15 protein-coding genes are annotated in these 13115 nt (G+C 64.3%); 7 read left to right on the top strand and 8 right to left on the bottom strand.

Features of this window, described 5'->3' with window-relative positions:
• Nucleotides 1-44: 44 nt before the first annotated feature.
• The 3 genes from arsC to AB688_RS09155 are packed head-to-tail and all read left to right on the top strand — an operon-like array spanning nt 45 to nt 1406.
• The gene (arsC, locus tag AB688_RS09165; RefSeq protein ID WP_063543571.1) at nt 45-398 is read left to right on the top strand and encodes an arsenate reductase (glutaredoxin); all 354 of its coding nucleotides are present in this window, start codon (nt 45-47) and stop codon (nt 396-398) included.
• Nucleotides 395-1000, top strand: a complete 606-nt coding sequence (gene wrbA / locus AB688_RS09160) for an NAD(P)H:quinone oxidoreductase (RefSeq protein WP_063543569.1) — start codon at nt 395-397, stop codon at nt 998-1000. Before arsC ends, wrbA begins: the two co-directional genes overlap by 4 nt.
• On the top strand, nt 993-1406 hold the full coding sequence (locus AB688_RS09155) for a DUF2069 domain-containing protein (protein WP_063546673.1): 414 nt from the start codon (nt 993-995) through the stop codon (nt 1404-1406). The genes wrbA and AB688_RS09155 overlap by 8 nt, the downstream gene beginning before the upstream one ends.
• Nucleotides 1407-1458: 52 nt before the next feature.
• Here the strand turns inward: AB688_RS09155 and AB688_RS09150 are convergent, their stop codons facing one another.
• The gene (locus AB688_RS09150) at nt 1459-2130 is read right to left on the bottom strand and encodes a DNA-3-methyladenine glycosylase I (RefSeq protein WP_063543567.1); all 672 of its coding nucleotides are present in this window, start codon (nt 2128-2130) and stop codon (nt 1459-1461) included.
• 4 nt (nt 2131-2134) lie between these two features.
• Entirely contained in the window at nt 2135-2959 is an 825-nt protein-coding gene (gene ttcA, locus AB688_RS09145) for a tRNA 2-thiocytidine(32) synthetase TtcA (RefSeq protein WP_054892909.1), read from the bottom strand.
• 251 nt (nt 2960-3210) lie between these two features.
• On the opposite strand from ttcA, the gene AB688_RS09140 reads away from it, so the two are divergent.
• A complete protein-coding gene (locus AB688_RS09140) occupies nt 3211-3810 on the top strand; it encodes a Yip1 family protein (RefSeq protein ID WP_054892910.1) in 600 nt (199 codons plus the stop codon).
• A 127-nt stretch (nt 3811-3937) separates the two neighbouring features.
• Nucleotides 3938-4432, top strand: a complete 495-nt coding sequence (locus AB688_RS09135) for a SprT family zinc-dependent metalloprotease (protein ID WP_054892911.1) — start codon at nt 3938-3940, stop codon at nt 4430-4432.
• Between the two features lie 95 nt (nt 4433-4527).
• On the opposite strand, the gene AB688_RS09130 is transcribed toward AB688_RS09135, so the two are convergent.
• From AB688_RS09130 to AB688_RS09115, 4 genes are all read right to left on the bottom strand, one after another.
• Nucleotides 4528-5853: a dicarboxylate/amino acid:cation symporter gene (locus AB688_RS09130; RefSeq protein ID WP_054892912.1), complete on the bottom strand. Its 1326-nt coding sequence runs from the start codon at nt 5851-5853 to the stop codon at nt 4528-4530.
• Nucleotides 5854-6236: 383 nt separating this feature from the next.
• Nucleotides 6237-7583 (bottom strand): ATP-binding protein, encoded by a 1347-nt coding sequence (locus tag AB688_RS09125; RefSeq protein ID WP_054892913.1) that lies wholly within the window; start codon nt 7581-7583, stop codon nt 6237-6239.
• On the bottom strand, nt 7580-8257 hold the full coding sequence (locus tag AB688_RS09120; protein WP_054892914.1) for a response regulator: 678 nt from the start codon (nt 8255-8257) through the stop codon (nt 7580-7582). Before AB688_RS09120 ends, AB688_RS09125 begins: the two co-directional genes overlap by 4 nt.
• Before the next feature lie 108 nt (nt 8258-8365).
• Nucleotides 8366-8971, bottom strand: coding sequence for an outer membrane protein (locus AB688_RS09115; protein ID WP_054892915.1), 606 nt, complete (start codon nt 8969-8971; stop codon nt 8366-8368).
• A 136-nt stretch (nt 8972-9107) separates the two neighbouring features.
• Between AB688_RS09115 and AB688_RS09110 the strand changes: the two genes are divergently transcribed.
• Both AB688_RS09110 and AB688_RS09105 read left to right on the top strand, forming a co-directional pair.
• The gene (locus tag AB688_RS09110; protein ID WP_054892916.1) at nt 9108-9899 is read left to right on the top strand and encodes a dienelactone hydrolase family protein; all 792 of its coding nucleotides are present in this window, start codon (nt 9108-9110) and stop codon (nt 9897-9899) included.
• Between the two features lie 83 nt (nt 9900-9982).
• A complete protein-coding gene (locus tag AB688_RS09105) occupies nt 9983-10684 on the top strand; it encodes a 4'-phosphopantetheinyl transferase family protein (RefSeq protein WP_063543565.1) in 702 nt (233 codons plus the stop codon).
• Nucleotides 10685-10687: 3 nt separating this feature from the next.
• Here AB688_RS09105 and AB688_RS09100 read toward each other — a convergent pair whose 3' ends face one another.
• Together AB688_RS09100 and AB688_RS09095 are read right to left on the bottom strand one after the other, a co-directional pair.
• Nucleotides 10688-12292 carry an ATP-binding protein gene (locus AB688_RS09100; protein WP_063543563.1) on the bottom strand — a complete coding sequence of 535 codons (1605 nt, stop codon included), beginning with the start codon at nt 12290-12292 and terminating at the stop codon, nt 10688-10690.
• A complete protein-coding gene (locus AB688_RS09095) occupies nt 12289-12990 on the bottom strand; it encodes a response regulator transcription factor (protein ID WP_054892919.1) in 702 nt (233 codons plus the stop codon). Before AB688_RS09095 ends, AB688_RS09100 begins: the two co-directional genes overlap by 4 nt.
• Nucleotides 12991-13115 lie beyond the last annotated feature (125 nt).

The raw sequence follows: 13115 nt of genomic DNA, 5'->3' as shown, positions 1-13115 counted from the left end.
CTGCGGTTAGAATAGCCGCCACACCCAGCTGGATGCGACCCGTCATGACCGATCTGACCCTCTATCATAACCCGCGCTGCTCCAAATCCCGCGGCGCCCTTGAACTGCTGGAAGAACGCGGCCTGGCCCCGACCGTGGTGCGCTACCTCGATACCCCGCCCGACGCCGCCACGCTCAAGGCGCTGCTTGGCAAGCTCGGCATCGGCGCGCGCCAGTTGTTGCGCAGCGGCGAAGACGAATACAAGGCCCTGGACCTGGCCAACCCCGCGCTCACCGATGCGCAACTGATCGACGCCATGGTCCAGCATCCGAAACTGATCGAACGCCCGATCCTGGTCGCCGGCGACAAGGCCGTGATCGGTCGGCCCCCCGAGAAAGTCCTGGAGATCCTGCCGTGAACGATCCATTCATCCTGGTCCTGTACTACAGCCGCCACGGCTCCACCAGCGAGATGGCCCGGCACATCGCCCGCGGTGTCGAGATGGCGGGCCTGGAAGCGCGCCTGCGCACGGTGCCGGCGATTTCCACCGAGTGCGAAGCCGTGGCGCCGGACATCCCCGCCAGCGGCGCGCTCTACGCCACGCTCGACGACCTGCGCCACTGCGCGGGGCTTGCCTTGGGCAGCCCGACCCGCTTCGGCAACATGGCCGCGCCGCTCAAGTACTTCCTCGACGGCACCAGCAGCCTGTGGCTGGGCGGTGAACTGGTCGGCAAGCCTGCGGCGGTGTTCACCTCCACTGCCAGCCTGCACGGCGGCCAGGAAACCACCCTGCTGTCGATGCTGCTGCCGCTGATGCACCACGGCATGCTGGTCACCGGCCTGCCCTACAGCGAATCGGCCCTGCTCGAAACCCGTGGCGGCGGCACGCCCTACGGCGCAAGCCATCATGCCGGTGCCGATGGCAAGCGCGAGCTGGACCCACACGAGATCGCCCTGTGCAGGGCGCTCGGCCAACGCCTGGCCAACACGGCCAAGGCCCTGGGTGGCGAGCGTGGCTAGAAAGCTCAAGGTCCTGCCTGCACTCGACTGGCTGGCCCCGCGCCTGCGCCTGACCCGGGCGCTGAGCCTGGCCTGCTTCTTCGGCCTGATCGCCTTGCTGGTGGTGAACAACCTGTGGTTCGCCGACCTGCATGGGGCGCGGGTCGAAGTGATCCTGGCCATCGAGCTGATTCCGCTACTGCTGTTACTGCCAGGCATGCTCAGCGGCAGCGCCCGGGCGCATGCCTGGACCTGCTTTGTGGTGAACATCTATTTCATCAAGGGCGTGCTGGCAGCGTTCGACCCGGCCCGGGCGCTGTTTGGCTGGATCGAGGTACTGGTGAGCCTGGGGTTGTTCGTCAGCGGGTTGCTGTACGTGCGCTGGAAGTTTCAGTTCCAGCGGCGGATGGCCGGGGAAGGTAGCTGAGCTTGGCGTTTAAGCCATCGCGGGGCAAGCCCGCGATGGCTTAAACGAGGACTCAATGATTGACGGTATGCGCCAGCATCACCGACAACTGGCACAGCGGCCGGCCACTCTCTTCATGCCACTGGTTGAACGCCTGCTGCACCAGCGCCAGGTCGCGCTGGCTGGTGGGCTGCTTGTCGATCACCTTCTGTGCGATCAAGGCTGCTGCCATGTCCTCGGTGGGGATGAAGGTATCCTTGCCGACCATGCGCAGGAAGCGCGGCGCCGACAACCCACCCAACTGGTTGCCATGCCTGGCCAGGTACTTCCACAAGCCGACGATATCGGTCTCGGGCCAGTCGGCGATAAAGGCACCGACACTGCCCTTCTCCTTCGTCACGTCGAGGATCATCTGCGCATTGCGCGGCACGCTCTTGAGCTTGCCCAGGTGGCGGATGATGCGCTCGTCCTGCATCAGGCGCTCCAGATGCTCGGCGCCCATCAGTACAACCTTCTCCGGGTCGAAACCGAAGAACACCTGCTCGAACGCCGGCCACTTGGCGTCCACCAGGCTGTGCTTGAGCCCGGCGCGGAACACGCGCAGGGCCAGGGTCGACAGGTAGCGGTCGTCAGTGATGTCGCGCAACTGCGCCGGCGTGCGCGGTTGCGGCAGGAACGCTTCGAGCGCCTTGGCCGAGCCGAAGCGATTGATGCAGTACTCGTGCAGCCACTGATAGTCGCGCATGAGGTCAGATGTTCAGCACGTCGAGGAAACGCGGGGTGGCGCTCTCGTCGATCTTCAGGCTGGTGAAGTCGAACAGGTCGCGGTCGGCCAGTTGGGAAGGCGCGACGTTCTGCAGGGCGCGGAAGATGCTCTCGGTACGCCCCGGGTGCTTGCGCTCCCACTCCACCAGCATGTCCTTGACCACCTGGCGCTGCAGGTTCTCCTGCGAACCGCACAGGTTGCACGGGATGATCGGGAATTCCTTCATGTCCGAGTAAGCCTGGATATCCTTCTCGCTGCAGTAGGCCAGCGGACGGATCACCACGTTGCGACCATCGTCGGCGCGCAGCTTGGGCGGCATGCCCTTGAGCGCGCCGTTGAAGAACATGTTGAGGAAGAAGGTCTCGACGATGTCGTCGCGGTGGTGGCCCAGCGCCATCTTGGTCGCACCGATCTCGTCGGCGAAGGTGTACAGCGTGCCACGGCGCAGGCGAGAACACAGCGAGCAGGTGGTCTTGCCTTCGGGGATCAGTTCCTTGACCACCGAGTAAGTGTCCTTCTCGACGATGTGGTACTCGACGCCGAGGGTCTTGAGGTAGGCCGGCAGCACATGCTCGGGGAAGCCTGGCTGCTTCTGGTCCATGTTCACCGCGACGATCTGGAACGAAATCGGCGCCACCTTCTGCAGGTGCAGCAGAACATCGAGCATGGTGTAGCTGTCCTTGCCGCCGGACAGGCAGACCATGACCTTGTCGCCATCCTCGATCATGTTGTAGTCGGTGATGGCTTCGCCGGCGAGACGACGCAGGCGTTTTTGCAGTTTGTTCTGGTTGACCGAGAGGGTGCCCATAGCGCTTGGATCCGCGAGGTGTGACAAAAGCCGGCTATTTTACGCACAAACCGAGCACAGGCGTAGGCCATTCCGATAAAGAATCAACAGCGCCGCCGACAGCGCGATTTGCTCTAAAAAGCCGGGTTTGTGCCGGGTTCTGCTTCCTATACTGCGACATAAGGCCATATTACCGCTTGATCGGTTGCCTGGCCTCGGCCACAGGCGCTCCGCTTGGGGGGCGTTTGGCGACGACGATAGGAGTGACCGGCATGATCCATCACGTTCTGGGGCTGTTTACCCATCCCGACCAGGAATGGCGGGAGATTCGCGGTGAAGAAGAAAGCATCAGCCACATGTACCTGACCCACACCCTGATCCTGGCAGCGATTCCGGCGGTGTCCGCCTTTATCGGCACCACCCAGGTCGGCTGGGTGATCGGTGATCGACCACCGGTGATGCTGACCATGGAAAGCGCGCTGTGGATGAGCGTCATGTCCTACCTGGCGATGCTTGCCGGGGTGGCGGTGATGGGGGCCTTCATCCACTGGATGGCGCGCACCTACGATGCCAACCCCTCGATGGCACAGTGCATCGCCTTTGCAACCTACACCGCCACGCCACTGTTCCTCGGCGGCTTGGCGGCGCTCTACCCTCACCTGTGGCTGGGCATGCTGCTGGGCACAGCGGCCATCTGCTACACGGTCTACCTGCTGTATGTCGGGCTGCCGACCTTCATGAACATCCCCACCGACGAAGGCTTCCTGTTCTCCAGCTCCGTGCTGGCGGTGGGCCTGGTGGTGCTGGTGGCGATCATGGCCGCCACCGTGATCATCTGGGGGCTTGGCGTGGGGCCGGTCTACACCAATTAGAAACACCAACACTGGGGCGTCGGGCCAGAGGCCGCCGTTTTGGCGGCCTCTGGCTTCGTGCTGACCGGCGGCTCGGCAAGCGTGCAGGGCTTGCGGCATAATGGCGCGTCAGGAGAATCATCCCGCCATGCCCGAGCTACTCAAGCAACGCGTCGAAACCTGTTACCAGCAAGCCGAAACCTTCTTCAAACGCCCCTTCCCGCGCCCGGAAGTCAGCTTCAAGCTGCGCGGCCAGAAGGCCGGTGTCGCTCATCTGCACGAGAACCTGCTGCGCTTCAACCTGCAGCTGTACCGCGAGAACCAGGATGACTTCCTGCGCCAGACCGTGGCCCATGAAGTCGCCCACCTGATCGCCCATCAACTGTTCGGTGACCGCATCCAGGCCCATGGCGAGGAGTGGCAACTGATCATGCGCGGGGTCTACGAACTGCCGCCCAACCGCTGCCACAACTATGAGGTGCAGCGCCGCGTGGCGACCCGCTACATCTACCGCTGCCCCTGTGCAGACAGCGACTTTGCGTTCAGCGCCCAGCGGCACAAGCTGGTGCGCCAGGGACGTCGCTATCTGTGCCGGCGCTGCCGGGAGATCCTGGTGTACAGCGGCGAGACACGCGTCGAATGACCCAATGCATTCGCGGGCCTGTCTGATCACCGCAAAAACCGAGCATAAAAAAAGGCGACCCGAAGGTCGCCTTTCTCATATCGCTCCAACCGCTATCAGCGAGTAGCCGGGCCTTCAGCAACGCCCAGGTCGTCGGTCGGACGGGTTTCAACCAGCGGTGCACCGCCGGAAGCCAGTTCCGATTGCAGCTTGTCGGTGTCCAGCTCCTTCACCCACTTGGCCACGACCACGGTGGCAACGGCGTTGCCGATCAGGTTGGTCAGGGCACGGGCTTCGGACATGAAGCGGTCGATACCCAGGATCAGCGCCAGGCCGGCAACCGGCAGGTGGCCAACGGCGGACAGGGTGGCGGCCAGGACGATGAAGCCCGAACCGGTAACGCCAGCAGCACCCTTGGACGCAACCAGCAGCACCAGCAGCAGGGTGATCTGGTGAGTGATGTCCATGGTGGTGTCGGTGGCCTGGGCGATGAACACCGCAGCCATGGTCAGGTAGATCGAGGTGCCGTCCAGATTGAACGAGTAGCCGGTCGGGATCACCAGGCCAACGACGGATTTCTTCGCGCCCAGGCGCTCCATCTTGGTCAGCATGCGTGGCAGGGCCGATTCCGAGGAGGAAGTACCCAGTACGATCAGCAGTTCTTCACGGATGTAGCGGATCAGCTTGAGGACGCTGAAGCCGTGGGCGCGGCAGATACCGCCAAGGACGATCAGGATGAACGCCAGGCAGGTGATGTAGAAGCAGGCCATCAGGTAGCCCAGCTGCACCAGCGAACCCACGCCGTACTGGCCGATGGTGAAGGCCATGGCACCGAAGGCACCGACCGGAGCCAGCTTCATGATCATGTTGATGATGTTGAACATGACATGGGCGAAGCGGTCGATCAGCTCGAGCACTGGCTTGCCGTAGCTGCCCAGGCGGTGCAGGGCGAAGCCGAACAGCACCGAGAACATCAGCACCTGGAGGATGTCGCCGTTGGCGAAGGCGCCGACCACGGTGTTAGGGATGACGTTGAGCAGGAAGCCGACGGTGGTCTGCTGTGCACCGGCGGCGGCGTAGGCTGCGACGCTGCTGGCGTTCAGGGTGCTGACGTCGACGTGCATGCCAGCGCCAGGCTGAACCACGTTGACGACGACCAGACCGATGATCAGGGCGATGGTGGAGACGATCTCGAAGTACAGGAGTGCATAGCCGCCGGTCTTGCCGACCGACTTCATGCTCTGCATGCCGGCGATGCCGCTGACCACAGTACAGAAGATGATCGGGGCGATGACCATCTTGATCAGTTTGACGAAGCCGTCACCCAGGGGTTTGAGGGCGACACCGGTTTCGGGGTAGTAGTGGCCGAGCAGAATGCCGATGGTGATTGCAACGATCACCTGGACATACAGGGACTTGTACAGCGGCTGACGTTTCGTCATGGCTTAATTATCCTCAAGTGTGCCGTTTCACCCTTCCCAGGGCGAGGCACCTAAAGCGCGAACCCTCCTGCACCTGGAGGGATTTGTCGTTGTGTTCGAGCTGCCTGAGCAGGCCTCTGCCAGATCTTTAGCAAGGGTGATGCCAAAATGCCCGAATCAGGTGCAAGGCCCGTGTTTTCGGGAAATTTCTGCCCAAGGACAGGGCGGATCGACAGGGATGGATTGGCGGATTTCCGCCCGGTGGCGAGATTCGTACAAGGACGATGGCGGGAATCCGCCCGATACGAGCAAATGCTTGGGGCTTCGCGGGCAAGCCCCCAGGGGTTGGATTCATCGGCTATCCAGGAGCGGGCTTGCCCGCGATGAGGCCCCCGCCCGCAAGATCACTCCAGGTTGAACACGATCCTGAATGCCGCCCCGCCCAGGGGCGAATCATCCAGCGTAAGCCGGGCATCGAAGCTGTCGATGATGTCCTTGACCACCGCGAGCCCGATCCCCTGCCCCGGATGCTGCCTGTCCAGGCGCTCGCCGCGCTGCAGAATGCGCATGCGCTGGCCGGGCGGCACACCGGGGCCGTCATCTTCGACACACAAGACCTGCTGCCCAGGCAACTGCTCCAGGCTTACCCGCACCTGCCCCAGGCACAAGCGATAGGCGTTCTCCAGCAAGTTGCCGAGCAATTCGAGCAGGGCGCCCTCCTCGATCGGCACCCATGCCTGTTCGGGAATGCTCAAGGTCACGGTGACACGCTTGTCGCGATAGACCTTGTCCAGCGTGTTGCACAGGCTTTCGAGCACCGGCGCAAGGCGCACCTTGTGCCGCACCAGGCCACTCTTGCGCAGGCTGGCACGTTGCAGTTGGTAGTCGATCTGCTGGCTCATGCGCTCGATCTGGCTTTGCAGCACCCGCGCCTGCTCGCGCTCGTCGCTGCGCTGGCCCATGCTTTCGCCAACCCCCTGCAGTACCGCCAGCGGAGTCTTGAGGCTGTGCGCCAGGTCATCCAGCGAGTCGCGATAACGCTGACGTTGCTCGCGCTCGCTGTGCAGCAGGCGGTTCAACGAGCCGGTCAGGCGCAGCAGCTCGCGTGGGTGCTCACGGCTCAGCCCTTCACGGGCGCCACTTTCCACCTCGTCCAGCTCTCGGCTCAGGCGACGCAACGATCGCAGCCCCCAGGTCAGGCCGGCCCAGAGCAGCACCATCAACGCCAGCAAGGCCGCACCAAAGCCCAGGTAGAGCTTCTCGCGCAGGCCATCGAGGGTGTGCTGGTACTCGCGCACAGGTTGCAACGCGACGATGCTGAACGCCGCACTCTTGCCGCCGAGCAGCTTGACCTCGACGTCATAGACGAAGAACTCGTCGCCGTCGTCCTGGCGGATCCGCGCGAATTCGTTGCCGCGACCGTCATAGCGGGGTTGATAGTTGATGTGCTTGTCGGCGGTGGCGCGTGAACGCCAGACCAGCCGGCCCTCGCGGTCGAAGATGTAGCCAAGCAGGCCCATGTTGGGCAGGTTGTAGCGCTCGTCGGGCAGCAGCTCGGGCATCTGCAGATGCCCATGCTCGATGCGCGCCGCCGAGATCATGGTGGTGACATCCGAGGCCAGGCGCTGCTCGATCGACTCCTGCAGGGCCAGGCTGAAGGCCTTCTGCAGCGCCGGCAACAGCGCCAGCATGAACAGCAGGGCCAGCAGCGCTGCGGCCAGCATCAGGCGCAGGCGCAGCGAGCGGATCATCGGCAGCGCTCGGTGAACAGGTAGCCCAGGCCGCGCACGGTGTCGATGGGTTTGAAGCCGTTGTCGCCCTCGAGCTTGCGGCGCAGGCGGCCGACCAATACTTCGATGACGTTGGGGTCGCGCTCCTCGTCGTCTGGGTAGAGCTGCTCCATCAGACGGTCCTTGGCCACCACCTGCTGGTGATGGCGCATGAGGTATTCGAGAATCCGGTATTCATAGGCGGTGAGCGCCAGCGGCTGCTCGTCCAGCGTTGCCTGCTTGCGATTGAGGTCAAGCACCAGCGGGCCTGCAGCGATAGTGGACTGGGTAAAGCCGCTGGAACGACGCAGCAACGCGTTCAGGCGCGCCTCCAGCTCTTCGAACTGGAAAGGCTTGACCACATAGTCGTCGGCACCGGCGGCCAGGCCTTCGACCTTGTCCTGCCAGTTGCCGCGGGCGGTGAGAATCAGGATGGGAAAGGTCTTGTCCTGGCTACGCAACTGGCGGATCAGGTCCAGCCCGCTCATGCCTGGCAAGCCCAGGTCGATCACGGCGAGGTCATGGTTGTACTGCTCGGCCTGGTAAAGCGCCTCTTCGGCATCGCCCACCGCCTGCACCACATGCCCGGTCTCGCCAAGACGCGTATACAGGTGATGGCGCAGTAGCGCCTCGTCCTCGACCACCAGCAATTTCATGCCGCATCTCCTTTGTCTAAATCTCCCGAATCGCCGAGCGATCAGGGCCGGCACAGCATAACAGCGAACCGGCACGGGAAACCCCTGCCGGTTCGATGAGCCTCGACCTTAGAACTTGTAGCTGGCGGCGAGGTAGGTCTGGGCGCTGCTCTTCAGGCGCAGGGTGCCATCCTTCGGGCCACCGTGCGAAGACAGTTCGGTGGCGGCATTGCTGGTCAGGTAACGGTAGCCCAGTTCCACCGAGGTATTGTCGGTGACCTGTTGCAGAACACCGGCCTGCAGGCCGACTGCGTAGCCATAGTCGGTGTCGCGGCTATAACCGGAGGAAGTCTGGGTCAGCTTGGTGACGCCCACGCTGCCACCGCCGAACAGCTTGGTGGTGTCGGTGATCGGCAGGAACACATCGTAGCTGCCAAGCAGGTTTTCCTGACGCAGCTTGACGCCGCTGTGATCGCCGGAAACGTTGTCGTAGGTCAGGTAGTAACGGCCTTGATCGTTGATCTGGCCGACACGCAGGCCCCAGGTGCTGTCCTTGCCGATGATGCCGTCAGCGTTGAAGTTGTCGGTGTTGCGTTGCAGCAGGCCGGACTTGCGGACCTTGTCGCTGGTCTGGCCGTAGGTCAGGCTGGCGAAGGTGTCGTCGGCCTGGGCGGTGGCGGTAACGCCAGCTGCGCAAACAGCCATGGCAACCATCAGGGTGTTGAGTGCTTTCATGCTTTGTTACTCCAGTAGGTGCGCTGTTTCGGTCTGGGGGCTAGAGTAAGCAGGGCGCCCTGAACCGCTCCTGAACCCCGGCTGAACCTTGGCTGAACGAACCCGATACGGCTGCATCTTTCCTGGAGACCCCCTCATGCGTTCACTGCTTGCCCTGGCCCTGATGTGCAGCGCCGCCTTCGCCCAGGCGGCGGTACAGACCCGCGAGATCCGCTACCAGGACGCCGACGGCACTGCGCTGATCGGCTACTACGCCTATGACGACGCCATCGAGGGCAAGCGCCCCGGTGTGGTCGTGGTGCATGAATGGTGGGGGCTGAACGACTACGCCAAACGCCGCGCCCGCGACCTCGCGGCGCTGGGCTACAACGCGCTGGCCATCGACATGTATGGCGACGGCAAGCACACCGAGCACCCGCAGGACGCCCAGGCGTTCATGGCGGCAGCGCTCAAGGATCCAGCAGCAGCGGCGCGACGCTTCGACGCCGGGCTCGAACTGCTCAAGCTGCAACCCAACACCAACAAGCACCAGCTGGGCGCCGTCGGCTACTGCTTCGGCGGCAAGGTAGTGCTCGACGCTGCACGCCGGGGCGAGAAGCTCGATGGTGTGGTGAGTTTCCACGGCGCGCTGGTCACCCAGACACCGGCCAAACCGGGCGTGGTCAGGGCGAAGATCCTGGTCGAGCATGGCGAGGCCGACAGCATGGTCACGGCCGAGCAGGTCGAAGCCTTCAAGAAAGAAATGAAGGATGCCGGAGCAGACATGCAGTTCGTTGGCATTCCCGGGGCCAAGCATGGCTTTACCAACCCGGATGCGGACCGCTTGAGTCATGGCGCGCATGGCGGGCCGGACATCGGCTATGACAAGGCGGCAGATGAAAGCTCCTGGAAGGACATGCAGGCGTTCTTCAAGCAGGCGTTCAAGTAGGGGCCCAAGCCCCTACGAGTTCTTTGCGCACCTGCAGGAGCGGGCTTGCCCGCGAAAGGGCCGGAACTGGCACAATACCGCCCATGGACAGACTCCCCACCTGCTGCACCCCACTCCAGCACCACTGGCCCCTGCCCCAGCCCCTCCCCGGCGCGGTGCTGGTCAGTTGCGCCTTCGATCCCAAGCGCCTGGCCGCGGACGACTTCCAGCGCGCGGGCATTGCACAGAGCCCCAGCCTGCAGCGCTCGGTAGCCAAGCGCCAGGCCGAGTACCTGGCCGGCCGGGTCTGTGCCCGCGCGGCGCTGCAACGTCTGGATGGCCGCGACTATGTTCCGGGCAGCCACGAAGACCGCTCACCGATCTGGCCCGCCGGCATCCGAGGTTCGATCACCCATGGCCAGGGCTGGGCCGCTGCCGTGGTCGCCCATGAAGGCGCCTGCCAGGGCATCGGCCTGGACCAGGAAAACCTGCTCGACGACGAGCGCGCCGAGCGCCTGGCGGGCGAGATCCTCACCGCCGACGAGTTGCAGCGCCTGGACCGTTCAAGGATTGGCCTCGGTGTGACCCTGACCTTCTCGCTCAAGGAAAGCCTGTTCAAGGCCCTCTACCCCCTGACCCTCAAGCGCTTCTACTTCGAACACGCCGAAGTGCTGGAGTGGGACGCCGCGGGCCACGCACGCCTGCGCCTGCTCACCGACCTGTCGAGCGAGTGGCACCACGGCCGCGAACTGGATGGCCAGTTCTGCCTGCAGGACGGCCACCTGCTCAGCCTGATCAGCGCCTGAGCCTCACCCCGGCGCCTGCTGTCGTGGCCAGTTCAGACTGAAGCAGGCGCCACCCAGCGCCTCGCTGCGCCCCACCTGCGCCCGTCCACCGTGCCAATAGATGATCCGCCGCACGATCGACAGGCCCAGGCCATGCCCTCCCGAGGCACGGGTACGGCTGTCATCCAGGCGCGTGAAGGGCGTGAAGATGCGGTCCCAGACGCCTTCGGGAATCCCCGGACCGTCGTCCTCGACCTCGATGCGGCAACGTTGCTGGCCGAGCTGAAAGCTCAGGCGCACCTCGGACTCGGCGTGGCGCATGGCATTGCTCACCAGGTTCTGCAGCGCCCGATGCAGGTAGCGCGGTTCGGCCTCGACCCAGGCCAACTGGTCTTCGCCCAGCTCACACGCCCCGCGAGTCACCCGCACATCCGCGCGTAGCGGCGCCAGTTCATCGATCACCCGATCGAGCAGGCTGTCCAGGTCGATGCGCTGGAACTTCAGGGCCGGCGCGCCCTGCTCCAGGCGCGCGTAGGTGAGCATCTCGTCGACCAGCCGGTCCAGGTCCTGGATATCGCTGTCCATGCCCGCCAGGTGTTTGCTCCGCGCCTGCTCGGTGCTGGCGCTCTCGATCATCTCCAGGCCGAAGCGCAGGCGCGCCACCGGCGTGCGCAATTCGTGGGACACCGCCCGCACCAGCTCACGCTGCATGCTCAGCGAACGCTGCAAATGCTCGGCCATGCCATTGAACGCCGCCGCCAGACGCCCGACCGAGTCCGCATCGCCCGCCGGCACGCGGGTTTCGAGGCTGCCCTGGGCGATGCGCGAGGCCGCCATCTCCAACCCCGAGACACGGCGCTCGAGCTGGCGCACCAGCAGGTACACCACCAACCCGATCAGGCACAGGCCGAGAAAGGCGATCAGGATCAACAATTGCGGAGGATAAGGGTTGAGCTGGTACAGCGGGCCGATTTCCAGCACCCATGGCGAGCCGGACAAACCGGCGAATACGCGGATCGAGTCACCATCGCGCCCCAGCGCCATCACCGTGTCGCCTTCCTCTACCCGACGCCGCTGATCGTCGTCCAGCCCTACCCGCTCGATCCGCTGCAGGGCGATGTCGAAGCCGAACCCCTTGCTCTGCCTGATCTGCGCCAACCGCTGCTGCTGCTCGGTCACCGGGTAGCGCACCAGTTCGTCAGCCAGCAGATAAAGCGTGGCACGGGCCAACTGCTCGCTGACCTGCTTGACCTGCGCGACCAGCACAACGTCCTCGTGCGCCACCTGGCGCAAGACCTTGGCCGCATGCGGGCCGGTCTTCTCCACCACCACCAGGCCACGCGCCAGGCGGCTGCGCTGCCCGGCATCGAGGGTCTGCATCGACAGCGGCGCCAGGTCCAGCGGCACCCCGAGCAAGCGTTCCCAGATCACCAGCGACCGCTTGCGCTCCACTTCGTTCTGCATCGCCAGGTTGTCTGCCATCAGGCTGAAGGTGCCTTGCGCCAGGCCCTCGCGGTGCTGGCCTGCGCGCACCTCGTTGACCAGGTGCAGGCTCAGCACGCCAAGCACCGCGACCAGCACCAGCACCGCGAGCATGCCGCCATAGATGCGCAGGAAGATCGAATTCATGGGGTGGCATCGCCGACGAACAGGTAACCCTTACTGCGCAGGGTCTTGATCAGGCGCGGGTGGATGGGATCGTCACCGATCTTGGGGCGAATCTTGGAGATGCGCACATCGATGGAGCGATCCTGGCCGTCATAGCCCACCCCGCGCAGCGAGGTGGAGATCTGCTCGCGCGACAGCACCCGCCCGGCGTTGCTGGCCAGCAGCCAGAGCAGGTCGAACTCGGCACCGGTCAGATCGATCGGCTGCTCGCCCAGCCAGGCCTCGCGCAGGCGGTTGTCGATGCGCAGCCCTCCAAAGCTCAGATCATGCCCTTTGCCCTGCGGCGCATCGCTGCGACGCAACAGCGCATTGATGCGTGCCAGCAGCAGGCGCGGGCGCACCGGTTTGCAGATATAGTCGTCAGCCCCCAGGTCCAGCCCCTGGATCTGGTCGAGTTCATCGCTGCGCGCGGTGAGCATGAGGATGGGGTTGGGGAACTGCCCGCGCACCCGCCGGCAGATGCTCAGGCCATCCTCTCCGGGGAGCATCAGGTCGAGGATCACCAGATCAGGCTGGCTGTCGATGATGCGCCGCACCGCCCGCCCGCCATCGCCCTCCACCGCCACCTCGAAGCCATTGGCCTGCAGGTATTCGGCTGTGAGTTCGGCCAGGCGCTGGTCATCCTCGACGATCAGGATGCGGTTGTTGGGCTGGTCCATCGCCGGTCACCTCTGTTCAAGATTTTTGTTGTTGGTGCGCTACGGTGGGTGCAGGCTTGCCCCACGATGGGGCTGCTGCCGCCCTTCACCAAAGGGCAACATAGCCCCCGGATACTACGTCCCGC

Origin of the sequence: Pseudomonas putida (assembly GCF_001636055.1) — a bacterium.
GTDB lineage: Bacteria > Pseudomonadota > Gammaproteobacteria > Pseudomonadales > Pseudomonadaceae > Aquipseudomonas > Aquipseudomonas machongensis.
The sequence above is the reverse complement of the archived record's forward strand: the minus strand, read 5'-3'. Positions and strand labels throughout refer to the sequence as shown.